Origin of the sequence: Marinomonas lutimaris (assembly GCF_019426345.1) — a bacterium.
Taxonomy (GTDB): domain Bacteria; phylum Pseudomonadota; class Gammaproteobacteria; order Pseudomonadales; family Marinomonadaceae; genus Marinomonas; species Marinomonas lutimaris.
Genome location: NZ_JAHLLW010000008.1, coordinates 65,568 through 90,051, shown reverse-complemented (window position 1 = coordinate 90,051; position 24,484 = coordinate 65,568). Strand labels below are relative to the sequence as shown.

At 42.7% G+C, this 24,484-nt stretch carries 21 protein-coding genes; 12 read left to right on the top strand and 9 right to left on the bottom strand.

The features are described from left to right. Positions 1-64 precede the first annotated feature (64 nt). Together KPL72_RS11230 and KPL72_RS11225 are read left to right on the top strand one after the other, a co-directional pair. Positions 65-1,732 carry a methyl-accepting chemotaxis protein gene (locus KPL72_RS11230; protein ID WP_219702789.1) on the top strand — a complete coding sequence of 556 codons (1,668 nt, stop codon included), beginning with the start codon at positions 65-67 and terminating at the stop codon, positions 1,730-1,732. Positions 1,733-1,810: 78 nt separating this feature from the next. After that, the gene (locus KPL72_RS11225; RefSeq protein WP_219702788.1) at positions 1,811-2,596 is read left to right on the top strand and encodes a class II glutamine amidotransferase; all 786 of its coding nucleotides are present in this window, start codon (positions 1,811-1,813) and stop codon (positions 2,594-2,596) included. 105 nt (positions 2,597-2,701) lie between these two features. On the opposite strand, the gene KPL72_RS11220 is transcribed toward KPL72_RS11225, so the two are convergent. The 3 genes from KPL72_RS11220 to KPL72_RS11210 all read right to left on the bottom strand — a co-directional run bounded on the left by KPL72_RS11220 (position 2,702) and on the right by KPL72_RS11210 (position 7,190). Next, positions 2,702-3,658 (bottom strand): isopenicillin N synthase family dioxygenase, encoded by a 957-nt coding sequence (locus tag KPL72_RS11220; protein ID WP_219702787.1) that lies wholly within the window; start codon positions 3,656-3,658, stop codon positions 2,702-2,704. 10 nt (positions 3,659-3,668) lie between these two features. Then, complete coding sequence (locus KPL72_RS11215) at positions 3,669-5,975, bottom strand: ATP-dependent helicase (RefSeq protein WP_249422212.1); 2,307 nt, start codon at positions 5,973-5,975, stop codon at positions 3,669-3,671. A gap of 72 nt (positions 5,976-6,047) precedes the next feature. Beyond that, the gene (locus KPL72_RS11210; RefSeq protein ID WP_219702786.1) at positions 6,048-7,190 is read right to left on the bottom strand and encodes a succinylglutamate desuccinylase/aspartoacylase family protein; all 1,143 of its coding nucleotides are present in this window, start codon (positions 7,188-7,190) and stop codon (positions 6,048-6,050) included. A 176-nt stretch (positions 7,191-7,366) separates the two neighbouring features. Between KPL72_RS11210 and KPL72_RS11205 the strand changes: the two genes are divergently transcribed. The 5 genes from KPL72_RS11205 to KPL72_RS11185 all read left to right on the top strand — a co-directional run bounded on the left by KPL72_RS11205 (position 7,367) and on the right by KPL72_RS11185 (position 14,598). Then, positions 7,367-8,596, top strand: coding sequence for an ABC transporter substrate-binding protein (locus KPL72_RS11205; RefSeq protein WP_219702785.1), 1,230 nt, complete (start codon positions 7,367-7,369; stop codon positions 8,594-8,596). Positions 8,597-8,659: 63 nt separating this feature from the next. Next, positions 8,660-10,393, top strand: coding sequence for an ABC transporter permease (locus KPL72_RS11200; protein WP_219702784.1), 1,734 nt, complete (start codon positions 8,660-8,662; stop codon positions 10,391-10,393). Continuing rightward, a complete protein-coding gene (locus KPL72_RS11195) occupies positions 10,381-11,016 on the top strand; it encodes an ATP-binding cassette domain-containing protein (protein WP_219702783.1) in 636 nt (211 codons plus the stop codon). Before KPL72_RS11200 ends, KPL72_RS11195 begins: the two co-directional genes overlap by 13 nt. 149 nt (positions 11,017-11,165) lie before the next feature. After that, complete coding sequence (locus KPL72_RS11190; RefSeq protein ID WP_219702782.1) at positions 11,166-12,347, top strand: AAA family ATPase; 1,182 nt, start codon at positions 11,166-11,168, stop codon at positions 12,345-12,347. Continuing rightward, complete coding sequence (locus KPL72_RS11185; RefSeq protein ID WP_219702781.1) at positions 12,328-14,598, top strand: ATP-binding protein; 2,271 nt, start codon at positions 12,328-12,330, stop codon at positions 14,596-14,598. Before KPL72_RS11190 ends, KPL72_RS11185 begins: the two co-directional genes overlap by 20 nt. 78 nt (positions 14,599-14,676) lie before the next feature. Here the strand turns inward: KPL72_RS11185 and KPL72_RS11180 are convergent, their stop codons facing one another. Then, positions 14,677-15,453 carry an AraC family transcriptional regulator gene (locus tag KPL72_RS11180; protein WP_219702780.1) on the bottom strand — a complete coding sequence of 259 codons (777 nt, stop codon included), beginning with the start codon at positions 15,451-15,453 and terminating at the stop codon, positions 14,677-14,679. A 104-nt stretch (positions 15,454-15,557) separates the two neighbouring features. Here KPL72_RS11180 and KPL72_RS11175 point away from each other — a divergent pair, with 104 nt between their 5' ends. From KPL72_RS11175 to KPL72_RS11155, 5 genes are all read left to right on the top strand, one after another. Then, a complete protein-coding gene (locus tag KPL72_RS11175; RefSeq protein ID WP_219702779.1) occupies positions 15,558-16,169 on the top strand; it encodes a LysE family translocator in 612 nt (203 codons plus the stop codon). Next, positions 16,159-16,848 carry an MOSC domain-containing protein gene (locus tag KPL72_RS11170; RefSeq protein WP_249422211.1) on the top strand — a complete coding sequence of 230 codons (690 nt, stop codon included), beginning with the start codon at positions 16,159-16,161 and terminating at the stop codon, positions 16,846-16,848. The genes KPL72_RS11175 and KPL72_RS11170 overlap by 11 nt, the downstream gene beginning before the upstream one ends. 38 nt (positions 16,849-16,886) lie before the next feature. Next, complete coding sequence (locus KPL72_RS11165; RefSeq protein ID WP_219702778.1) at positions 16,887-17,357, top strand: DUF2867 domain-containing protein; 471 nt, start codon at positions 16,887-16,889, stop codon at positions 17,355-17,357. Between the two features lie 292 nt (positions 17,358-17,649). Next, on the top strand, positions 17,650-18,987 hold the full coding sequence (locus KPL72_RS11160; RefSeq protein WP_219702777.1) for an MFS transporter: 1,338 nt from the start codon (positions 17,650-17,652) through the stop codon (positions 18,985-18,987). 159 nt (positions 18,988-19,146) lie between these two features. Further along, positions 19,147-19,404, top strand: a complete 258-nt coding sequence (locus tag KPL72_RS11155) for a hypothetical protein (protein ID WP_219702776.1) — start codon at positions 19,147-19,149, stop codon at positions 19,402-19,404. Between the two features lie 270 nt (positions 19,405-19,674). Here KPL72_RS11155 and KPL72_RS11150 read toward each other — a convergent pair whose 3' ends face one another. From KPL72_RS11150 to KPL72_RS11130, 5 genes are all read right to left on the bottom strand, one after another. Beyond that, on the bottom strand, positions 19,675-20,304 hold the full coding sequence (locus KPL72_RS11150; protein ID WP_346729512.1) for a M15 family metallopeptidase: 630 nt from the start codon (positions 20,302-20,304) through the stop codon (positions 19,675-19,677). 127 nt (positions 20,305-20,431) lie between these two features. Further along, entirely contained in the window at positions 20,432-21,709 is a 1,278-nt protein-coding gene (locus KPL72_RS11145; RefSeq protein WP_219702774.1) for a TRAP transporter large permease, read from the bottom strand. After that, positions 21,703-22,188 (bottom strand): TRAP transporter small permease, encoded by a 486-nt coding sequence (locus KPL72_RS11140; protein WP_219702773.1) that lies wholly within the window; start codon positions 22,186-22,188, stop codon positions 21,703-21,705. The genes KPL72_RS11145 and KPL72_RS11140 overlap by 7 nt, the downstream gene beginning before the upstream one ends. Before the next feature lie 44 nt (positions 22,189-22,232). Next, the gene (locus tag KPL72_RS11135; RefSeq protein ID WP_219702772.1) at positions 22,233-23,267 is read right to left on the bottom strand and encodes a TRAP transporter substrate-binding protein; all 1,035 of its coding nucleotides are present in this window, start codon (positions 23,265-23,267) and stop codon (positions 22,233-22,235) included. Between the two features lie 146 nt (positions 23,268-23,413). After that, positions 23,414-24,328, bottom strand: a complete 915-nt coding sequence (locus KPL72_RS11130; RefSeq protein ID WP_219702771.1) for a LysR substrate-binding domain-containing protein — start codon at positions 24,326-24,328, stop codon at positions 23,414-23,416. Between the last annotated feature and the right edge of the window lie 156 nt (positions 24,329-24,484).

Sequence of the window (24,484 nt, the reverse complement as noted above, 5' to 3'; positions counted from 1 at the left end):
TGATTGGCATAAGTATTGCTGTACTAGAGATATCGACCAACACTCTTAATTCATTGGATTAACTATGTTAAATCTGTCCGTACGCACCAAAATACTCTCACTTATTGCACTCTTTTCGTTAGTAATTATTGGCATCAGCATTAGCTCTGCACTGACCAGTAAATCCGTTTCTTCCGAATTACAAAGCCTTTCTTATCAAAGCCTTCAACTCGTTAAAAATCTAGAAAAAAGCCGCCAGCTTTTACTGCAACAATCTGTTGAATTTGAGCGTGGTTATTTCCAAGTCTCTATCGCAAAATCTATTGGTGGATATGGCACTGAACAGATTGCTGAGTCTGCCGCAAAATTCAAAACTTATACTGGTGAACTAGTCACCAGTATAGAGAATGTAAAAAGCATTCTTGCCACCATGCCAGTTCATGATGGATTAGGTGACCTACTAGAACAAATTAAAGCCCTAGAAGAGCAACAAGCTATTTTCTTAGAAGCCAGCACAGAAACCTACAGCTGGTGGGTAAAGTTAAATACCATGAAAGCAAGTAAATCTCGTCGCGCTGCCGACGAGAGCCTAATCACGGTGAACAAGCAAATGGAGGACATTATTGCCTCTATAAATGAATACAGCAGCGCCGTGGCTGATAATCAAAATCACAAACTAGACCAAACCATTTACACTAGTGGCATACTCGCTGCCGTGCTTATTGTGATTGGTATCGCCATCAGCATCATCATTGTTAACGGCATTTGTAGACCACTTATTAAAGCAGTTCGACGTGCAGAAGAAATTGCCTCAGGTGATTTGGTTCAATCTAAAATCACCAGCACACGCAAAGACGAAATCGGCATGCTAGAAACAGCAATGGACAAACTCGTTGTACAACTTAGTAGCATTTTGCATGACGTAGCAGAATCCAGCTCGATGCTAACAACTGCCGCTAACGATCTTAATCGCATTACCGACGAATCCTCTGAAATGGTAGATCGCCAGCAACAAGAAACCAATTTTATCTCTCAAGCGATACAAGAAATACAAGCCACGGCGGTACATGTTTCTGAATCAACGACAGACGCAAGCCAAGCTGCGCACGAAGCAGAAGTAGCAGCGAACGAAGGCACAACCATTGTCACAAAAACAATTAATAGCATTCAGGAGTTAGCAAGCGAAATTGCCAGCTCTGCGGATACTATTAATGAATTGCAAACCAATACTAAAGAAATCAGTAATATTCTTAACGTCATTCTAGGTATTGCAGAACAAACCAACCTACTCGCTTTAAACGCAGCGATTGAAGCAGCACGTGCTGGCGAGCAAGGTCGTGGCTTTGCCGTAGTAGCCGATGAAGTTCGCCATCTTGCACAAAACACCCAGAATGCCACGCAAGAGATCGAGAAAATGATCGCCTTGCTACAAAGCGGCACTAGCTCTGCGGTAAAAGCCATGACATCAAGTCATCAGCGCTCTACCGATGCAGTGAATCAGGTCAAACATGAGGAAGACTCGCTTCATCATATCAACCAATCCGTGTCTAAGATTCGCGATATGAATGACAGAATCTCAGCAACCGCCGAAGAACAAGCCTCGGTAACCGCTGAAGTAAGCCGCAACGTCGAGAATATTACCGAAATTGCCTCACGTACAACGAAGTCGATTCATTCTATTAGCAACTCTGCAGAACAACTGGCCTCATTGGCAACACAACTTTCAGCTAAGATCAGTTATTTCAAAGTATAGTGTTACAGGAGTATACTTTTTAGATTAAGATTTCAGGGGAAGTTAGTCACTTCCCCTTTTCATTCCTAGGAGAAAATCATGTGTCGTTGGATGGCGTATCAAGGTGACGCGGTTTACCTTGAGTCATTACTTTTCAAACAAGAGCATTCTTTAATTCATCAAAGCTTAAGCGCTAGAAAATCGGAAGTGACAGTGAATGCAGACGGTTTTGGTTTGGGCTGGTACGATGAACGCGAGGAACCAGGCCTTTATCATGAAGTATTGCCTGCATGGAGTGATAGTAATTTAAAAAGCCTAGCGAGACATATTAAAAGCGGCTTGTTTTTCGCCCATGTGCGCTCTTCCACTGGCACAGAAACCAATCGCTCAAACTGCCATCCATTCAGTTACAAAAACTGGCTATTCATGCACAACGGACAAATTGGTGGCTATGAGTCTTTACGCTGGCAACTGGATCGCTTGATACCTGAACATCTTTATAGCCATCGACATGGCGCAACCGATTCCGAAGTTATTTTCTTATTGATGATTGCCAATGGATTAGAAGCTAATCCTGAAGCTGCGATAGAAATGACCCTAGCGCAAATTATGGAGATGATGAAGCAGAAAAACATCAAAGATCCGTTGCGTTTCACAGCGGTTTTTTCAGATGGGGAAGAAATCACCGCCATTCGCTTTTCTAGTGACGAACTAGCACCAAGCTTATACTGCAAGCAATTTGAAAAACACATCGTGATTGGCTCAGAACCGCTAGACCATTCCAGTGACAGCTGGACTCAAGTGCCAGCAGGACATATTGCCAGAATCAAAGGTCAAAATTACCAAATCCAACCTTTGTCTGAATTATTAAAAATGACCGCCTAGCGGTCATTTTTTTGGCTCTTCTTTTTTTGAACCCTTCTTGTTTTAGTAAATATTTTATCTTTTATATCATTGCGCGTTATCTTCACGACTTGTCAGTCACCCAGATTAAGCTTTTTCTTTCTCTCGGTACGCATAGGTTGCATCAAAGCGCGACTGAATCCAGTCGCCACTCAAGATCCCATCATATTTGGCAGGTTTATCAGCGGTCGCGCAGCTTGGCACACACTCAACGTTGGTTTCGTAATCTGGTTCCACAAAGAATGGGAACGAGTAGCGATGCACATCTGGCAATGAAGCACGCACTCGATGCGCTGTAGAAACGTATTCGTCATTAGTCCAACGCTGCATCAAATCACCAATATTGACCACTAAGGCATTGTCGATTGGCGTCGCATCGACCCACTCACCTTGGCGGTTTTTCACTTGTAAACCACCAATCTGATCTTGCAATAGCAAGGTGACACAACCGTAATCCGTATGCGCACCCGCGCCATTGTCATGGTCGTTGGCTGGGCGTGGTGGATAGTGAATCATGCGCAAAACAGTCACGTGATCTTTAAAGCCGCGCGTAAAGAAGTCATCCTCTAAGGACAAGGCTTGCGCCATAGCCGTCAGCAGCTTCTGCGCCACTTGGAAAGCCTCTACATAGTATTCTTGCAGCACTTCTAGTGTCGTAGGATCACTTGGATTCTGGTTAGGGCCGTAAGCCGTCGGATATTTAATCGCCAAAGGATGATCCTTAGGAAAGTCCAACGCCATATCAAAGGTTTCTTTCCAATCCGCATGACCAATTTCGTCGAGCTGCTCTTCACCAATATTGCCGTAACCACGATGATTAATGCTGTTTTTAATATCGATGGTGTTTTTCACATCTTGCGGCTGATTAAAGAAACGCTTGGCTTCGCGCATCAACGCCGCCATCAATGTTTTTGGAATACCTGTATTGGTAAGGTAGAAGAAACCAATCTCACGACATGCCTTATCTAGGGCAACTATCTCACTCTGACGTACCAATTCGCTCTCATGAATCAGCTTGGATAAATCAATTAATGGAATAGACATTACGCGTTCCTTAGGCTCTGGAAGACAGTTTAATAAGTTGTGTGTGCTTGGGATTAAAGCGTTTTAGACCCATTTCACCAAAATCCACAAAAATCATTTGTTTGGCGTCTTGTTCTTGTCGAACGACAACACCCTGACCGAACTGATCGTGGCGAACTTTGTCGCCGGGCTGCAAAAGGCTCTTTCCTTCAACGCGATGACGAAAGGTCAGCGACGGAGAAGGATCAACCGCGTTCAAATAACGCTGAAAGACCGAACCTTTTTCCGTATCAATTGGCGTGCCAACATTCTCGACATACCAAGCTTCGCAAATACGACTCACCGCGTAAGGCTGTGCTTCGAACACAAAGCGCGACAAGGACAAGCTTTTCAAGGCAGCGCGGGGAATGTCGCCCTGTTTCATACGTTTGTGCTCATCAGCACTTGGGGATTCGAGCAGAACTAATTTCTGTTTTGCCCGCGTTATGGCCACATAAAACAGACGTCGCTCCGACGCCATATCACTGGCGGCCTGCTTGTCTATGGCGCTCAAATCCTCATCGTAATAAGGGAAACGCCCTTCTTGTAAGCCAGACAATAACACCTGATCGAACTCCAAACCTTTCGATTTATGGATCGTCATCAAATGCACGCCATGAACATCGTCCGTTTGTTTTTCATTCAAGGTGGCGAGTTGTTCTAAAATCGATTTTGCATCACCGCCAACACCACGCACATAAGCCATAAAGGCATCGCAAGTAGCTATCTTTTCTTGGGTCTGAATATCTTTACTGCTGGTGCTTTCGAAATAACGATAAATGCCTAACTTTTCTAAAGTGTGCGCCAAGCCTTGCGCCGGATCGGTGCGATAAATACTTAAGCTGCGCAACCAATCAGCACGTTCGTATAGTTTTTTAGCACGCCAACCATCTGTCGCGTCAGCCACGGACTCTATAATCTGCGGCAACAAATGCGGCGATTGTTTGGCTTGTTGGATCAAGGTTTTACGCTGTGCCATGGAACCACCAAGGCTCGGTACCGTCAGCAAGTATTCGATATCATCCGGATGAAAAAAGGTGTTCGACGTTTCCAAACCACCAGCAATCACAGCAAGATACGCCATCAACATACGAATTTGGCGATTTTCCAACAATGGCGAATCACCATGTAATTGATACGGCACACCTTTGTGCATCAAGGCGAGTTGCACTGGAACCATGTCACTGTACAAGCGCACCAGCACCGCGGTATCGCTCAATGCACGACCTTCGTCCACCCAAGATTTCAGCTCCCCCAACAACGCCTTACCTGTCTTCGGAGCGCGGGCAAAAGACACTCGCGTGCGCTCGCCGGCACCAATTACCAAGGCATCAGGATCATTTTCACTAATCACGCTCGACGCCATTAAACCGACCGCATGACCGAAACGAAAACTGGTACTTAGCGGATAAGTCGCCACACCAGCAAAGTCTTGGTCAAACTGACTTGCCATGATCTCTGGGCTGGCACCGCGCCATTCGTAAATACATTGCTGTACGTCGCCCACAATCATCCATTGACAAGGCGCAGGATAAAGCAATTTTAATAGCTCGTATTGGCAAGGATTAATATCTTGAAATTCGTCAATTAACAAATAACGGAAATCAGGTACTAAGCCACGCACTCTCACGCGTTCAGCTTCGTCTAATTCACTGATTAATTCATAAGGGTCACTGAGCAAATCAGCAAAAAAGCGTATGTTATTACGTTTGCGTAGCTTCTCTAACTCATCGTATAACGCCGGGAAAAACTTACGCTCGTTAGACCAGCCCAAAGCTTCAAAAACGATCTGCGCGGGTTGGTCAGAAGCTTTCACTTGATCGACAAACAACAGCACGTCTTCAAGCCAGTCTTTCTCATCTAGCATAGCGATTTTCTCGCCATTGCGAACCAGACGCTGTAACGCCTCGCGCAACATTTTTACCAAACTAAAATCATCGGTAATGAGCTTGGCGGCAGACAACCAACCTTGCTGTTCCAAACGACGACAAAACTTCATACCAAAGGCATGAAAGGTCATCACACTGGGAGAGCGTAAATGCCCAGCGGCCATGAGCCGCTTACTCAAACGCTCGGAGAATTCTTCTTGCGCGCTTTTGTTAAACATAAATACGCCAATGTGAGACGGGTCCACACCCTGAGCCAACAAATGCTCGATACGAGAAATTAAGGTGGTGGTTTTACCCGCGCCAGCCACGGCAATGACTTTCGCTGGTGACGTGAGATCATGATTTACAACAAGCGTTTGCTCATCGGTTAACGAGGTGGTCACCTCTGTATTGGGTTGCGCTTGTGTCAAAATAATCTTGCCTAGTATTTATACGATTGGATCTTCAATTACTAATTATCGACTTTTAAGTCATTAGTTTTTCTAGTCTTCAAACAACTTGCCGATCTCACGAAACGCCAGATGTTCTCTGCCAGCGATCTTGGCAATGGATTCGCCACACACCACCAAACGGCGCTGCACACGGGCAAAAAACACGCCATTGGTGCGTGAAACCAAAGGATAACTGGAGCTTTCCACGTCATCGTCCATTAGGTTCACCACTTCACCAATCACTTCGCCTTCTTCTACTTCGTCGCCAATGGCTTTGTGATAACAGACAATGCCAGCACACGGCGCTTTGACTAAATCCATGGCATCCAGTGGATAATATTCAACGTCGCTGTCATCAATCGCGGGTGACTTACCAGCAATCACTTCTCGCAGCACAAGATAATCAAATAAAGCTTGTGCATCTTGCTGAGCAAACTCATTAGAAATGTCATTTTCGCCGCGTAATTCTACCGTTAAAGAGCGGCTTCCCCAAGGAATCAAATGGGCATAATGGGCTTTTAAATCACGCCACACACTGACATTGGTTTCATCAAACGAGGCCGCACCCGTTTCTAATTCAGACAAGCCAACCTTAGCACCTAACAAAGCCAACAGAGGCTTAAAGTGACTTTCAAATTCTTGCGCTACATAGGCGTGCATGCTGGCTTCCCCAGAACAATGCAGATCGATAACTTCATCTGCATCCATAGACAAAGCCAACAAGGTTTTCTTCATGCCTTGCAGTTCGGTGGTTTCTGGCAGCAACACCAACTCGTCATGAATCGCTTGGCGAACTAGTTCGATATTACTTTGAATATCGCCAGTCACATCGCCCTTGATGCGTTTTTCAACTTTCGCACCTAACTGCGGCCAGTTACGGTTAAAGTTGCCACCACCGTCAGAAAACGCAAAGCGGCCCGGAATATAACCGTGAAAATTTTGCGCCAAACCAATCGGGTTCGCCACAGGAACGATGACAATTTCGCCTTGAATCAAACCTGCATCGTCGGCTTTTTTCAGTTTTCTCAGCAAGGTGTTAAGCACCAAAAACCCCGGCCATTCGTCTGCATGTAATCCCGCCTGAAAATACACTTTAGGACGCGCACCTGCTTCACCAAAGTGATGGGCTTTTAACACACGCTGAGTGCCTGGTGTAGCGCTCGGTAATACATGAGAGTAAATTTGGTAAGACATAACACCTCGAAAAAAGCTGTAAAACATTCGCCCAATTTGAGCCTGCAACATGGTACGCTAAAACCAATTTTTAATAAAAAACAATTCCTTAAATAAAGGACTGTAAGAAACAAGGATCTATTTACGTCTAAGCTTTCGTAAAGATTAAAACAACTAAAGAACATCAGGAGAAAGGAATGAGAAAATCGTTTGTCGCGGCTTCCATCGCTGCCACCCTAGCCTTATCAAGCTTGCCTACACTAGCCACTTCAACTCAAAACAACGCAAGCCAACAAAGCTGGCAAGACACGCTTCAACAAGCCAAAGGCCAAACCGTGTATTTCAATGCTTGGGGTGGTGCCGACAACATTAACGATTACATTCAGTGGGCCGCCGATCGTATTCAAGAGGAATACGATGTCACCCTTAAACAAGTGAAGCTGACAGACACGTCCGACGCAGTAAACAGAGTATTGGCCGAAAAAGCAGCAGGCAAAAACAACAATGGTTCCATCGATCTTATCTGGCTCAATGGCGAAAACTTCCGCGCTATGAAAGACAATAATTTACTCTTTGGTCCATTCAGCCAGTCACTACCAAACTACATGACTTACGTGGATGAAAATGCTCGCCAAAGCTTAACCCAAGACTTCGGTACGCCTGTTGATGGCATGGAATCCCCTTGGGGCATGGCGCAGGTCATCTTTATGTACGACACAGCGACCTTGAGCAATCCGCCAAAGTCGATTGCCGATTTACTCACCTACGCCAAAGCACATCCTGGACGAATCACCTATCCAGAACCACCGCAATTCCTTGGTTCAACATTTTTGAAACAAGCTTTGTACGAATTAACACCTTACCGCAAAGCGCTAGCACAACCCGCAGACAGTGTGGATTTCGACAAGATTACCGCACCTTTGTGGGCCTATTTAGATCAGCTTCATAAGGTCGCATGGCGCAATGGTCAAACCTTTCCATCCAGCTCAGAAGAAATGATGCGTTTACTCGATGACCAAGAAATCGATGTAGCATTAAGCTTCGACATTTCCGCGGCATCGGTTCAGATCGACAAAGGTAATCTACCAGACTCGGTGCGCTCTTACGTTTTCACCAACGGCACCATTGGCAATACACACTTTCTAGCAATTCCGTATAACAGTGGCGCAAAAGCGGGAGCACAAGTCGTGGCAAACTTTATGTTGTCACCAGAAGCGCAAATTAAAAAGCAAACGCCAACCATTTGGGGCGACTTAAGTGTTTTATCTTACGCAAAATTACCTGCGTCTGAACAAGCCAAATTTGACGCTCTGCCTCGTGGTATCGCCACATTAAGCATTGAAGAGTTAGGCCAAACGTTACCCGAGCCACACAGTAGCTGGGTTGGAGCATTAGAAGCGGAATGGCGTAAGCGTTACGCACAATAATCACACGACTACTGCGCTCGTCACGTCGTGAAAAACTCTATAATTATCTAAATAAGAAGCAAGATGCCGTTAAAACACGCTAAATGGATCACTGGGACTATCAGTCTATTATTGGTATTTCCTGTTGCCGTAGGCTTGATCGGCACCTTGCTTCCTGCGTTTGCATATTTTCCGCCTCTTGGTGAATACAATCTTTCTTTCACTCCTTGGTATAATCTATTTGCTCAAGGGGAATTTTACGCCAGCTTAAAACTCACGCTAATTACCGGTATCGCTGCACCTCTGCTCGCTCTTTGGTTCGCCCTGTCGCTGTTGGCTTGGGGTTATCAGCGTCCGTTTTTCCAAAAAATCGAAGCACTTTTATCACCGATTTTGGCGATTCCCCATGCAGCCATTGCCATTGGTCTATTGTTTCTATTGAGTCCGTCCGGTTGGTTAGTTCGCTTGTTCAGCCCATGGCTAACAGGATTTGATCGACCGCCTAACTGGATTACCGTACAAGATCCTTATGGCGTTTCACTGATTCTCGCCCTTGTGATAAAAGAAATGCCTTATCTATTGTTTGTCATGCTCGCCACGATGAGAAGCATCAAGGCTCGAGAAAGCTTACAAGTCGGCCAAGCCCTCGGTTACAGCCGTTTTACCTTGTGGCGCAAGGTGTTAATTCCTCAGCTGTATCCAATTATTCGTTTGCCTATTTTTATCGTTGTCGCCTTTAGTTTGACTGTAGTGGATTTGGCTTTGGTGATCGGCCCCAACACACCGTCAACACTGGCGGTGACTTTATTACGCTGGTTTAATGATCCCGATTTATCCATGCGCTTAATGGCAAGCGCTGGCGCAATTTCCCTTATGTTGATCATTGTTGCCGTTTTAGCAGGCTGGGAAGTGGCGCATTTGTCATTCAGCAAACTAAGCCGAGCTGAACGCAGTAACGGCAAGCGTTTTGGTTTAACCGACAACCTGCTTCGATTAGGCGTAGTTTTGGGGTTGCTCGCCTTATTGAATGCCTTTGTGGCTCTGGCTTTGCTGCCGATTTGGTCGCTTACTCGGCGCTGGCGCTTTCCCGATGCGTTACCGAGTCAATGGACATGGGACAATATAGAACGCGCCACACCGCTACTAATGGACCTTACCTTAAACACCCTGACCATTGCCTTGATTGCCACGCTCATGGCGTGCGTCATAAGCCTTGTCATGTTAGAAACAAAGCGCCACAGCAGTAAAGTTTCAAGCTTAAGCAAACCGCATGTGTTCGATTGGCTGATTTACGTGCCGATTCTCTTGCCACAGATTGGTTTTTTGTTTGGTTTGCACGTGCTGCTGATTTATCTGAACCTAAATGGCGACTTGTGCGCCATTATTGCTCTGCATCTGATGTACGTTTTGCCTTATGTTTACTTAACACTAAAAGGCCCCTACTTGGCCTACCAAGAAGAATACTTGCTGCAAGCCAATCGACTCAACCATCGCCCTTGGCGCAATTATCTTGTGGTTAAAATCGCCATGCTAAAACCCGCTATCTTCACCGCCTTTGCCATTGGTTTTTCCGTCAGCATCGCCCAATATTTGCCTACGCTCATTGCGGGTGAAGGCCGTTACAGCACTTTAACTACCGAAGCCGTTGCCCAAGCTGCATCGGGCGACAGAAAACAAGTGGGCAGCATGGCGATGTTGCAAGCCTTCTTTCCCATCATGGTATTTTGGCTCGCACAATTCATTCCACCGCGCTGGACTAGGTGGCGATTGGTATTAAAAAATTTGTTTAGCAGAAGGAATACATCGTGCTCAGTGTAAATGCGTTTTCTTTGTCTTTGGGCGATAAGACACTTATTAAAGATTTGAGCTTCGAAATCGCCGATGGTCAGGTTTTGTCCATCATGGGGCCAAGCGGCATTGGCAAATCCAGCCTACTGCATTTTTTAAGCGGATCTTTATCAGCGAATTTAACTACCACTGGCGAAGCCTTTTTAAACGACGAAGCTTTGCACACAAAAGCCACTCAAGATCGAAAAGTCGGCTTGTTACAACAAATGCCCTTGCTGTTCCCGCACATGAGCATCACTGAAAACCTCATGTTCGCTATTCCTGCTGACATCCATAAGCAAGAACGTATCAACATGGCGCAAAACGCCTTGGAAAAACTCGGCATTCCCGACAAAGCCAATGCCCTACCGAAAGAACTGTCTGGCGGTCAACAGGCTCGTGTTGCCTTGCTGCGAACCCTGCTTTCCAAACCGGATTATTTACTATTGGACGAACCCTTCAGCAAACTTGATCCAGCACTAAGGCGTGACGTACGAGCCTTTGTGCTAAACGAAATACGCCAAGCGAACATACCCGCGTTGCTTGTCACACACGATCCTGAGGATGCAAAAGCCATGGAAGGAGAATGTTTGGAGTTGGGGGTTATGGAATGACCTTCTATTTAGCCTAAACACTTTCCTAACACTTAAAAAGAATACAAAACTGATTTTGACTATTTTTTTATAGCCAAAATATTTGACAATGATTTTATAGTTATCTATATTGACAAAATATTCATTGTCAAAAAGAACACGGAGGTTATATGTCAGGTCAGGTTGTATTCGGGAAGAAGTATTTCGAACGCCACAAAGATCAACAAAAAGTATGGCGATACTTGGATAGAGGCGCCCACATTATTCTGCTTGCCCCAAGGCGATCTGGCAAAACGTCAATGCTCAGGCATTTAGAACAAAACCCTAAAGAAGACTACATTTTTTTATACACCATGGTTCAATCCTGCACCACAGAACAGGCTTTCTACAAGCAAATATTTGATCAATTGTACGACACGGATTTTATAAAAAACCTAGAAAAAAACAGCCAAAAAAGCAAAGAGTGGCTTAGTTCTATATTAAGTAAGATTGATAACATAAGCATCGCTGGTTCAGGTATCAAGTTAACCGACAAAACTCGGCATATCACCCACCAAGACTTAGCAACAGTGATTCGTAAACTTCAATTGGATAAAAAGCTGGTCATTGTTTTTGATGAATATCCCGATGTAATCGAAGCGATTCATGAAGATGGCGGGTTAACCGCGGTCAAAAACTTCATGAAAAACACCCGCACCTTGTGCCAAGACACATCATTGAACGAAATGGTGCAGTTTATCTTTACTGGCTCCATTGGCTTAGATTCATTAGCCAATCGACTCGGCGTGTCAAATCTCATTAACGATCAAGAAAAATTAAGTCTCTCTACTTTAAGCCAATCTAATGGATTGGCGTTTATTGATTTTCTAAATGACAAAAATGACAGCGAATTAAACATTACGCCAGACGTTGCTCTATACATGCTGGAAAAAGTGCAATGGTTGATGCCTTACTATATTGAAATTCTATGGGAGAGACTTGAAGACCACTGCTTAGAAATTGAAAACCTTAACCCAACATGCAGCGACGTTGACACCGCTTATACCGCCTTATTTGACCAAGCTTATCGCTCCAATTTTAATCATTGGGTTGAACGACTGAATCGCCTTGAAAAGTCAGAAAAAGCATTAGCAAAAGAGTTTTTACATCTATTGGCTCAGTCTGAACAAGTTTCATTTAACGATTATTTTAATATTAGCCAACAAGAAAAATATCAAGATACCAACCATGGATATGTCATCAATTGCTTAGAGCATGATGGCTACATTTTTGAATCAGAACCAAATACTTACCGTTTTACCTCGCCCCTATTAAAAGACTGGTGGAATCGATATGCCAACCGCGCCTTATAAAAACGAAATACCAAAAAAGTACAATCCGCAAAATACGTCCACAGCCGTATTAAAGAAAACCTTTGCCATCAGGTTGAAGGAATTCAAACGCTTATGGAAAGAAATTTCGCAGTCAAAAATGGAGTCGCCCGAACAACATTACATTATTCAAGGTGTAAGAGGTGCGGGGAAAACCACCTTACTCACTCGATTATGTATCGAAGTTGAAGAAAGCGATGCATTATCAGCTTGGTTAATTCCGATTCAACTAAAAGAAGAAGAGTATGGCATTAGCTCTTTGTTTAGCTTTTGGCTGCGTATCGCGGAAGATTTAGAAGAGCATCCTTTATACGGGGCAAACTTTAAAGGTCTAGCAGAAACAATAGAAGACATTGAACCAGAGGATGGCGAAGACGCAAAAGAGGCCTTTAAACTACTAAACAATGCCCTGAACAAGCATCAGCAAAAAATCATTATATTTATCGACAATATCGCCGAACTATTTGATCACTTCTCTAAAGTCGATTTAGCAATACTCAGAGAAGTATTAAGTCAAAATGCTAACCTGAGAATTATTGGCGGCTCTGCGGTTTCTCTTGAGAATTTCTATGATCACAAACATCCTTTTTACCAGTTTTTCAACGTCATCACTTTAGGTAATCTAACGAAAGATGAAACCTTAGACTTGTTATTAGCACTGGCAGAAGCCGCTGGAGAAGAGGCCGTTAAACAAATAAAACTCGCCATCAAACAACAACCTGAGAAAATTGAATCTATTCGCCGACTCACGGGCGGCGTACCAAGAACCATGGCGTTATTATTCGACATTTTAGCCGAAGGCCCCCACGGCACTACTTTTGGTTACTTAGATGACACCCTCGACATGGCCTCTCCCATTTACAAACATCGAATGGACGACCTAAGTAAACAACAAAAACCCATCGTTCACGCCATTGCCAAACACTGGGATGCCATCTCCGTAAAAGAGATCGCCCAAAAAACTCGTATAGACAGCAAAACCATATCGGCTCAATTATCCCAACTGCAAAAGCAATGGATCGTTGAAAAAATTCCCACCGACAATAAAAACCACCTGTACCGCATCCAAGAGCGATTTTTCAATATTTGGTATCTCATGCGCTATGGCCGTCGCCGAGATAAAAACAAACTGCTTTGGCTTACCCGATTTATTGAAATGTGGTGCACCCAAGAAGACTTGACTCATCGAGTAGCTCAATTTTCTGTCGGATTAAGCCAAGATGCTTATTTACCCGGCACCCTAGCTTACACATCGGCATTACTGGCTTGTAAGAACATATCTATTAATGAAAAAGAACTGATATATCAGCAAGCTCACAATTTTTTTCAACAGCAAGACGATACCAGTTTTTTAAACTCACTGCCTGAAATAGAGCTTGATGAGTATATTGAACAAGCATTCACTTATGCAGAAAAAGAAGAATTCACACATGCAATCATCTATTTCGAAAAAGCTGCCTCTAAAGGAGTCTTTGTGGCCTATATTGCCATAGGTGTAACATACCAATATAAACTTCGTGACCTCCAATTAGCGGAAGAGAGCTTTCTGAATGCAGCTAATAATGAAGTTATTGAGGCTTATAAATATCTGGGGGAATTATATGAAAATGAGCTAGAAGACTTTCTGAAAGCAGAACAAAGCTACCTTAGGGCTATTGAGCATGGCGATAACAAAGCTTACTTTCAGCTTGGTGGTTTATATATAGATAAATTAGAAGACCTTTCTAAAGCAGAAGAAGTTTTGCTTAAAGCCATCGAATACGGTGATAACAGAGCTTACGTCTCTATCGCTGGACTGTATTTTTTACAAGCATTAAATGATAAAAAAGAACAAGCTTTTAACTATGCCAAACAAGGTGTTAGCTATAGTGAAGATTACATTAATTTATATTTTTTAGCGTCTATTTCGTTATGGAACAATGAACTTGATACTGCAATAAAAGTAACGGAAAAAATATTTAATAACGATACATGGTCGAAAACGTTTAAAGAAAGTGCCAATGGTATGGCTGCTTTATTCGCATTATTTTTAGCTAAAAAACAAACTCACTTTGTTGCTAAATGGTTAAAAAAACTTGAGTTAACCGAGCAACTCAAGCCTATTTATTATGCAGTCATGTTTCTAATGAAGGATGAGTATCCAAATGAATATTTACGAATGGGGTCAGAGCTAGAGGAAACGGTCAAAGAAATATTAGCGAGGGTTGATGAGTTGGCAATAAAGTATCAATAATCTATCAAATCCCATCCCTAAAAAAGCCAGTCTTGTCTAATGGCTGGCTTTTTGCTTTTTAAGCCAAAAAAAAATGATCTAACCCAACAAACACCTTTTACGGTATTGGCTGGGCGTTTGAGCAAACAAACCTTTAAAGGCATGGATGTAGGCGGAATCAGATTGATAGCCTAAATCTAAGGCGATGTTTTGAATGGACAGGCTTTTTTCGAGTAACTGTAGCGATAAAACCAGTCTGATGTTTTGTCGCCACATTGCGAATGATTGATTAAATTCTTTCGCACAAAGCCTCGTCAGCGTTCGCGGTGATGCGCCGACTTTTATTGCCCACTCTGCAAGAGTGAATGGCAAATCTGGCTGCTGGTTCAATTCCATAAAGATCGTCATCAACCTTCTGTCACTTGGGATCAGCAAGGGAATTTCGTAACTCTCCGCTATGGCGATTTGATCTTGCAATACGTTAAGCAAATTAGTTGTGATTTGCTCCATGTGATTGTCCAAACCTTGCTCAACCAACAATACAATCAGCTCTTTTAAGAATGGCGTGACTAAACAGGATTTTGCTTCGTCCCCATAATTAACTCTGCTCTTTGGGTTTAAATACACCGCTAAAAACTGTGTTTTCGATACGGATACTGACTTATGAATAGCATTGGCTGGTATGAAGAGCATTCCGTTATGTGGAACGATAATGCTTTTGTTCTCAATAGTGGATTGCAGTAGTCCTGAAATAGGAAACAATACCTGATGCCATGGGTGCGCGTGTAAATCCTCGACTTCATTCGCTGGCATATTAATTATTTTGGAAGTGACTTGATGATCAGAGAAATGTTGAATGAGTTCGTTTGCATTCATGATTGGCTACTTATCTATGTTTTATGTCATATAGAATAAATTAAGCCATTAGGATTTGGAATAGCATATGCCTTCACCCAGTAAATTATCAGCAGGTAAGGTTTATGAGTATTGAATTATGGTTAGTGTACTTTGGAACAGTGTTGGCGTTCATGTTTCCACCGGGGGCAAGTCATATTCTTATGCTGTCTAACAGCATTGGGAGCGGTTTTAAAAAATCAATCGCGACCGCTTGTGGCGATCTTTCCGCTAACTTTTTGCAAATGACAGCGGCTTCTCTTGGCTTAGCCGCAAGCCTTCAGTCTTCGCAGCAGATTTTTGTAGTAATTAAGTGGGCAGGCGTTGCCTATCTTGTTTACTCGGGACTAAAATTGATTTTTTCGAATAAATCTAGCTTTCAGGCGTCTCCGTCTCGCTCCATTAGGTCTTTGTATTGGCAAGGATTTATCACGTCGGCGTCCAACCCTAAAGCCGTTATTTTCTTTGCGGCGCTGTTCCCTCAGTTTATCTTTGCATCAGAGCCTTTGCTGCCACAGTTTATCGCCTTGAGCGTCACGTATCTTTTTATAGATGGTTTATTCCTATGTTTTTATGGCAAGTCAGCAGCTATTTTTGCAAAGAAGTTCCAGTCTAACATTGGGCGCCATTTCAACAAAATATCAGGCTCCCTTATGATTTCGGCCGCCATTATTCTTGGGGTTAAAAATGTTGATTAATAGTAAAGAAGCGATTTTCGGAGATAATATGCATCTAGTATCCATTAACGTGTCCAAGCCAAAAGACGTTGAATATAACGGCGAGGTTATACAAACAGGCATTTTAAAAAAGCCTATACAAGGCAAATTAGTCGTAAAAAAGGAAAACATAGAAGGCGATGAGCAAGCGGACCTAGTGAATCATGGAGGTATTCACAAAGCCGTGTATGCCTTTGCCCATGATCGCTATGATTATTGGCGTGGAGCATTTAACGACAACAGCCTAACCTCAGGTGCTTTTGGTGAGAACCTTACAATATCGTCTTTAGACGAGTCCGATATAAACATTGGCGATAGGTTTAGTATTGGGGAATGCATTTTAGAAGTCAGCCAACCTAGAGTGCCCTGCTATAAACTCGGCATTGCTTTAAACAACAGCAAAGCACCTAAACTGTTTACTAAAAGCTATTGCACTGGTGTTTATTTCAGAGTCATAAAAGAAGGTGTAATTCAAACGGGTGATGAGGTCAAAAAAATCAGTAAACACCCTAATTCAGTGAGCGTTAAAACCTTGTTTAGAGCCCTTTTTGATAAGGATTATCACGACACATATGCTATATTTTCCAAAGCACTTATGATTGATGAATTAGCACCAGAATGGAGAAATATCCTATCTGAGCGTATGCAAAAACACAGATAGACTGTTAGCTAGTACTAAAATCAACAGGATGATTAACAATGAGTAAAGTGATAAAAACGGAACTTCCTCTAAACAGTCTTCTTACTGATCGTATTAATAAATCGGATTTCATAGACTGCTACTCTGTTCAGTCCAATCTATCTACACGCCAAGCAGCGGAAATCATTACTAACTTCCCCGGATGGGCACGCTTCTTGGTAAAAATACGCAATGCTGTTGTTTCTAAATTTGGATTATCAAGCGATGGACCGGAAGCCTCCGATAAGGTTGGTTTTTTCCCAGTTGAATCAGAGAATGATCATGAACTAATCGCTGGGTTTAACGATAAGCATTTGAACTTTAGGGTTTCCGTAATTTCTCAAGATGGTCGAGTATTTTTATCGACTTGGGTTCATCCCCATAATATTGGTGGAAAAATTTACCTTAAAACCATTCTTCCCTTTCATGTTTTAATTGTTCGGAATGCGTTGGCTCGCGTTCAGAGGTTAAATTTTTCTAACAGCGTCTAAGCTGTGATAAGAGCTGCTAACAGCATAAAAAGAGCATGTGACTTTATTGATCCCAGCTTATCAGTCCGCATAAAAAATTTGCCAAATAGTCAGTATTTCCGAAGTTGCTGCAATATTCGTCAAAACACCTTTATTTTGCACAATACCACCAGTAAAATTCTCATTCCTGTCAGAAAACATCTCTTTCTACCCTCATGTCTGAATTTTCATGAATAAAAACAAAAATCGTAGTGGCGTTGGATAGGTCCTCTTTAAACAAAAGTAGCCCTTAATAAGTAGTTGTCTAATAATCATGAATACAAAAATACACACTCAGCCCAATAGTGCTGATGATGGAAACGCTCCTCATCGCCGCTTAAATCGAAGTGATGCCAAAACCTTAAGTTTGTCCGCTCTTGGTGGCGCGTTAGAATTTTACGATTTTGTCATCTTCGTTTACTTTGCCAACGTGGTTGGTAGCTTATTCTTCCCTGCCGATATGCCTGAATGGCTTCGCCAAGTACAAACCTACGGCATTTTTGCGGCGGGTTACTTAGCCCGTCCTCTCGGCGGCGTTATCATGGCTCATTTCGGCGATAAACTTGGTCGTAAACGCATGTTTATGATGAGTATTTTCCTGATGGCTGTACCGACGTTAGCGATTGGTTTAATGCCAACCTACGAGACGATTGGTATTGCCGCTCCTCTATTGCTTTTGCTGTTTCGTATTCTACAGGGTGCGGCTATTGGTGGTGAGGCTCCAGGAGCTTGGGTATTTGTAACAGAGCACGTTTCTAAGCGTCATGTGGGGTTCGCTTGTGGTGTGCTGTCTGCTGGCCTTGTTGCGGGTATTTTAATTGGTTCCTTGGTGACAACCTTCTTACACGCTGTCTATTCAGCGGAAGAGATCCACAGTTTTGCATGGCGTTACCCTTTCATTCTAGGTGGTTTGTCTGGCTTTGTGACTATGTATTTACGTCGTTGGTTGCACGAGACGCCAGTTTTTAAGGCAATGGAACAGCGTAAAGAGTTAGCCGAAGACCTGCCTCTTAAGACAGTACTAAAAGGGCATATTCCTTCGGTTGTGGTTTCCATGGCCGTTACTTGGGTCTTAACGGCAGCTATCGTGGTAACTATATTGATGACGCCAGCTTTGCTGCAAAAACTTATTCAGCTAGATCCTCAAACATCATTAGAAGCCAATAGCGTGGCGATTATTTTCGTTTTAATTGGCGCGCTGGTATGTGGCGCTTTAGCAGATCGTTTTGGAAATGGCCCAATACTGGCAATTTTTAGCGTTGGTCTTGGTGCAAGTTATTGGGTGTTTTATAGCACTATGCTGCAAGATACATCCTTGCTCTTTCCATTATACGCTTTGGTTGGTTTCTTTGTCGGCTTAGTGGGTGTTGTCCCTGCGATTGCAGTGAAAAGCTTCCCTCCTGCGATTCGTTTCACGGGTCTGTCGTTTTCTTATAATTTGGCTTATGCCATTTTTGGTGGTACAACGCCACTGGTGGTGAGTACGTTAATAAATGAAGATCCATTAGCTCCTGCGTATTACGTCACGCTTGTTTGTTGCGTAGGTGTTTTGGCAAGCCTTGCTGTTATGCGTTTTCGAGTACGCTTGGATGTGGCTGCCAACCCAGCCTAATCCTTTATAGGATTAATCAATAATAGCCAAGACCGTCGATACGGCCTTGGCTTTTTTGTGCTTAAAAAGTAGCTTATCCCAAATAATTTGCTCCAAGCATGATGAAATAATAACCTCTAGTGCATTCATTTAGCCTTAAACTCTAGTAAGGATACGACTATGCTTGAGCTCAAAAATGAGAAACACATTGCGGAGCAATTTCTTCAAGAAATGCTGAAAGCCGATGACACGGGCAACTATGAGTTGTTTATTAAACATTACGAAGAGGAGGATCTTGTCGATTTCTCTCCAGAGCGTTTTGAGTATGACATCAAACACATGCAAGCCAAAAATGGTCGAAACGTGGGTTACGAGTATTTTGGGGCTTTACAAGGCTATCGGGATGGCAATCATGACGGTTGCTTTCGCTTTGTGTGAAAAGGTATTTACGAGAAACGCGAAGCTCTGATCGTCATTGGTATCCATCACAAAAATGATACCTGGTATGTAAATGAATCAACGGTTCGATAGAGCCAAATAAAGCAGCACTAAAATGAATAGAGTCATTCGATTAATTAAAAAAGACAATGTTCGTGTAAAAGCGCTTGAATGACTATACAGGAGCGTTTTATTCAAATAGTTGCCCTAGATAACAAAGATTATCTAGGGCAACTAAGTTTATTATTTGCACAGGAACATCCAAAAAAGCTATATGAAACCATTTTCTATGATTTCACTTTCCCATTGTTTGAGAATGTCTCTTGGTCGTGTTACGCCATAAATCGCCTTCTCACTTTTTGTACGATAAGCCCATAACTGATTGCCAAAATCATAGTGCCACCACTCGCTAGGTAGGTTAGTAAAACCTACTTCGATCATTGCGTTATAAAGAATCCGACGATTCTCCTGTGGTACTTTATTGTTCCAACCGGGTGCTTCAAGTGCATCCGTCCATGAATACTGGCTGGCTTCGTCGAAGTGAGTCCCCATATCCAAAAAACGCCCCATATCGTCACACAAGGTCACGTCGACCGATCCTCCTGTGAGATGTGGGCTGGGAGCTTTAACATCAGTGCTAGGCGGCGAGACTAGGCTTTTTGCCTTTTCATGCAAATATTGTTCAGAATGAGTAGGGAACGACTTTTTCAAGATGTTAATTAAAGTATCAAACAAATATTGTTGTACCGAAAAAGGACGCCAACCATCTAGCACAACTAGCCTTACACCAGACGGCATAAGCTTGGTTACTTGGTGTAATTTATCAAACACACTTTCCCGCACAAAACACTCTGGAATAGCATTGGCAATACCCATTTTTGCGTAGAAAGGATACGTCACCAACCGGTTCGATGTACTCAGGGGAATTAATACTTCCCCGTTATCCTCAATGGTAATTTGCCTATAATTATCCCAAGAAAAATCATTTGACGGAGGAATCTGATTTTGTGGTCTGTAACTGCTCATATCAATTAAAAACACTCGGCAATAATAAGGTTAAACTCGGAAAGCAAATCACAAAGATCTGAGCCAAAATAGCCACCATCACAAACGGCCAAATACTTTTAAACATCTCAGTGATTTCGATCTTACTCACCGCAGCGGCAACAAAGACACACGCCCCCATTGGCGGAGTAATCAATGCGATGGTGATATTAATAGTAATCACCACACCTAAATGCACAGGATCCACTCCAGAGGCAATAGCGACCGGAAAGAATACGGGCGTCAGCAACATTAGCGCAGAGACTTCTTCCATTAACATACCAATGAAAAAAGTTATCAAACTGAGGATCAAAAGCACGATGGTTGGGTTGTTTTTAAAGGGCTCTAAGTAGACAACAAGCTGCGACGGTAATTGCGCATAAGCCAATAACCAACTAACCACAGACGACGCAGCAATAATGACAAAGATGGTGCCAGTCAAAATAGCAGTGTCAACCAGAGCTTCACGAAGCTTGGTAAAGGATAAGCTACGATTCAACAAACCCAGCAACAAAGCGTAAGCAACAATTAAAGCACCCGACTCTGTAGGCGTAACAAAACCAAAAACAATACTAGAGACAATGATAAAAGGCGCAATCAAGGCTGGGGCCGAATACCAAAAAGCCTGTAAAATGCCTTTAAAGCTGGACCTTTCTGTTTGACTTTGTAAACCCGCTTTTCTGGCATACAGATAATTCATAACGATAAATGCACCGCCAAGCAATAGACCTGGAATGACGCCTGCAAGAAACAAATCCCCCACTGATGTATTGGTCAAAGACGCATAAAGAATCATGAAAATACTGGGTGGAATAATCGGCCCAATCAAAGAACTGGCTGCGGTTAAACCTGCTGCATAGCTAGTTGAATAGCCTTCTTTTTTCATCGCGGGAACCAGCAACGACCCAAGAGCAGAGGTATCTGCCACGGCTGAACCATTCACACCGGCAAAAAACACGCTAGAGACCACATTAACGTAACCCAAGCCACCACGTAGATGTCCGACCAATGAGTTCGCTAAACGAATCAACTGTGACGTCAATCCTGAGGAATTCATCAAGTTACCGGCAAAGATAAAGAGCGGAATGGCCATTAAAGCAAAGGAATTAATACCGCCAAAAAACTGTTGTGGAACCATGCGATAAGCTAACGAAAAATCGACAAAATAAAAGCCGATTAATGATGCCAATAAAAGACAAATGAATAATGGCACGCCTAATAATATGTTCACTAAAAAGGTAACAACAATAGCAATCAACATGCTTCATTCCTCTCTTGATTCTGCGGGAATGGCCCTTGTATAAATACCATCAGAAATAAGGCACCAAAGCCAATAGGCACAGATAACAAAGGAATCGATTTACTCACGCCAAGACTCATACTGGCAAACTTGCCCATGGATATTGAGTAACGTGCACTTACGTAAGTAAAAAATAGCGAGACGCACAACACGACCAACCATTGATACATACGAATCAAATGACGAGCAGTACGACCGACATTTTGTTCGACAAAAGAGACTCTCATGTGCCGGGAGTCTACATAAGCGCAAGACATCGCCAACATGACACTGGCAATGATTCCATACCGAGAAAGTTCATCCGACCAAATAGGCGAATGATTTAAAATATAGCGAGTAAATACGCTATACAAAATAAGCAATACATTCATAGCGAGAATGGATGCAGATATAAGCAACAACAAGCGATACGCTGATGCACGTATAGAATTCAGGGTCATAATTGCCTCGTAACGGCGCCCGAAGGCGCCGAACTAAATGGGATTTACTTTTTAAAACCTACATCTTTTAATGCTAAATCGACCCATTTTTGATCAATACCTTCCTCTTCTAACCACTTAAAGTAAGAAGGCTGACCTACGGTACGAAACTCTTCTAACTCTGCAGCCGTAGGGCGATATACTTCCATCCCCTTCTCTTCCAAGAAAGCAATACGAGACTCAACCTGACTTTGCACCGCTTTTCTATTGATGTCATTAGCCTCTTTCACAGCCTCTAATAAAGCAGCTTTGTCTTTAGCTGATAAGCTTTTTAGCAATTCATCATTACCTACTAAGAACTGGTCTGAATATTGGATATTTGCCAAAGTTGCGTATTTTTGCACCTCAAATAAACTGCCTAAAATAATGTACATAGGCGGATTCATCTGACCATCAGCGACACCTGTTTTTAGTGCAAGATAAACTTCTGTCCAAGGGATTGGCGTACCAGACGCACCAAATGCGTTGTAAAGAGCAACCTGACTTTTATCCATGGCACGATAACGAAGACCTTCAAAATCTTTCGGAGATTTAATTGGGTGCTTGTTATTGGTAAAGGCAAGAAAACCGCCCTCTTCCACTACGGCCATTAGGTGTCCACCAGTGCGCTTATAAAACTCGCTCTGCACTGCTTTCCAGTAACTACCTTCATCAAAAAACTGACGGGCTTGATCAAAATCACTGAATAGAAAAGGTATTGCACTGACAAAAATTTCAGGAAATAAAGGAGAAACACCACCAAAAGAAGCAACATTTAGACTTGGCGTATTTAATACCTGCTCCATGCGCTCTTCCTCTTCACCCAACATGCTATTTGGATAAAGCTTTAAGGTCAGCTCACCATTGGTTTTCTGATCGACTAATTTTTGCAGATTTGTCGCAAATAAATGTACGGCATTCTTATCTACATCAGCCGCACCGTTATAACTTAGGTTGATTGTTTGAGCTTGGACGGCAAACGACATGGATGAAATCGCCGCTCCTAATGCCATTGCTTTAAACAAACGAGTTTTACCTAATATTTGATTGATAACTGTCATTTTTGAGTTCCTTTATGATTTAAAGTCATGTGTTTTTTCTATCATTTTATTATCCACACAACCAACTTAAACTTGAGTTGTTGACATCACAAGCACCAAAGCGTTGCAATTAAGTCAACACATAAAATAAAACAATACCTATCGCTCTATTTATGGGCTAAGAATTCCATTGTTTCGCTAAGATGATTCAATAAAGCCTGAGCAGCCAAAGTTAGCTCTCTACTCTCTATGCTTAAAACTTGAACTTTCGCTTGAGAAAAGATATTACTTTCCATAGGAATAACAATGATTTTCCCTTGTTCAATTTCTTCCCGTACTGTTAGTAATGGCATAAAAGTAATGCCAAGACCTGACATCACAAAATTCTTCAAAGCTGCCACGGAGTTGGTTCGCAAACGCGGCGTTAGCTTTAGATGATTCAATTCTTCTGCAAGCGTAACTAAACGCCCCATACCAGTCGACTTATCAAGAAGAGCAAATGGATACTCAGCAACAGAATGGAAAGTAACAGGGTTTTCTTGCTTGGTTAGAGCATGTCCCGGCGGCACAATCAGCTCAAGAGGATGACTGGTTTCCAAATGACAATATAATTTAGGGTTATTCACCGACGCATAGGTTAACGCAAAATCAATATGCTCCTCCTGAAGTAACTGTACTGCATCTTGTGCTCCAGCCATTTCTACCGAAAGTTGAATCCCTTTATGCTTTTCCAAAAATGACTGCAATGAAGATGAAATAAGATCACCTAAAATCCCCTCTCCTACCGCAATTCGTACTTCACCCGTTCTCAAATTTAGTAAGTCATCGATTCTAGATAACGTGGCTTGCTCGCTGGCAAACATTTTTCGATAGTACTGAAGCAGCTCCTCGCCTGCAGGCGTTATAGGATTGCGGTTATTTGTTCGATCCCAGACGGGCAAAAGCAAACTTTCTTCTAACTGTGACAACAAACGACTTACGGCAGAAGGATCAACATTTAGCCTAGCAGCAGCCTTTCGCAAAGTTTTATACCGAGCAATAGCATTAAGGTATTCCAACGCACGAGGCGGGAGTTTATGCATAAGTCACCTAAGAAAGATAAAAAGACGGATCTACCTTAGCTTAAATTCAATTTAAAATGGGAGCAAAATAATTTAATTCCCAAATTAGGAAACGAATAAAGCGTGCATTTTTTAGATTAAAAACAATATTCATATTTATTCAACGTCAACACTTCT

Coding starts and splice junctions, on each gene's coding strand:
- KPL72_RS11230 (WP_219702789.1), top strand. CDS start 65: ATGTTAAATCTGTCCGTACGCACCAAAATACTCTCACTTATTGCACTC.
- KPL72_RS11225 (WP_219702788.1), top strand. CDS start 1,811: ATGTGTCGTTGGATGGCGTATCAAGGTGACGCGGTTTACCTTGAGTCA.
- KPL72_RS11220 (WP_219702787.1), bottom strand. CDS start 3,658: ATGTCTATTCCATTAATTGATTTATCCAAGCTGATTCATGAGAGCGAA.
- KPL72_RS11210 (WP_219702786.1), bottom strand. CDS start 7,190: ATGTCTTACCAAATTTACTCTCATGTATTACCGAGCGCTACACCAGGC.
- KPL72_RS11205 (WP_219702785.1), top strand. CDS start 7,367: ATGAGAAAATCGTTTGTCGCGGCTTCCATCGCTGCCACCCTAGCCTTA.
- KPL72_RS11200 (WP_219702784.1), top strand. CDS start 8,660: ATGCCGTTAAAACACGCTAAATGGATCACTGGGACTATCAGTCTATTA.
- KPL72_RS11190 (WP_219702782.1), top strand. CDS start 11,166: ATGTCAGGTCAGGTTGTATTCGGGAAGAAGTATTTCGAACGCCACAAA.
- KPL72_RS11185 (WP_219702781.1), top strand. CDS start 12,328: ATGCCAACCGCGCCTTATAAAAACGAAATACCAAAAAAGTACAATCCG.
- KPL72_RS11180 (WP_219702780.1), bottom strand. CDS start 15,453: ATGAATGCAAACGAACTCATTCAACATTTCTCTGATCATCAAGTCACT.
- KPL72_RS11175 (WP_219702779.1), top strand. CDS start 15,558: ATGAGTATTGAATTATGGTTAGTGTACTTTGGAACAGTGTTGGCGTTC.
- KPL72_RS11170 (WP_249422211.1), top strand. CDS start 16,159: ATGTTGATTAATAGTAAAGAAGCGATTTTCGGAGATAATATGCATCTA.
- KPL72_RS11165 (WP_219702778.1), top strand. CDS start 16,887: ATGAGTAAAGTGATAAAAACGGAACTTCCTCTAAACAGTCTTCTTACT.
- KPL72_RS11160 (WP_219702777.1), top strand. CDS start 17,650: ATGAATACAAAAATACACACTCAGCCCAATAGTGCTGATGATGGAAAC.
- KPL72_RS11155 (WP_219702776.1), top strand. CDS start 19,147: ATGCTTGAGCTCAAAAATGAGAAACACATTGCGGAGCAATTTCTTCAA.
- KPL72_RS11145 (WP_219702774.1), bottom strand. CDS start 21,709: ATGTTGATTGCTATTGTTGTTACCTTTTTAGTGAACATATTATTAGGC.
- KPL72_RS11140 (WP_219702773.1), bottom strand. CDS start 22,188: ATGACCCTGAATTCTATACGTGCATCAGCGTATCGCTTGTTGTTGCTT.
- KPL72_RS11135 (WP_219702772.1), bottom strand. CDS start 23,267: ATGACAGTTATCAATCAAATATTAGGTAAAACTCGTTTGTTTAAAGCA.
- KPL72_RS11130 (WP_219702771.1), bottom strand. CDS start 24,328: ATGCATAAACTCCCGCCTCGTGCGTTGGAATACCTTAATGCTATTGCT.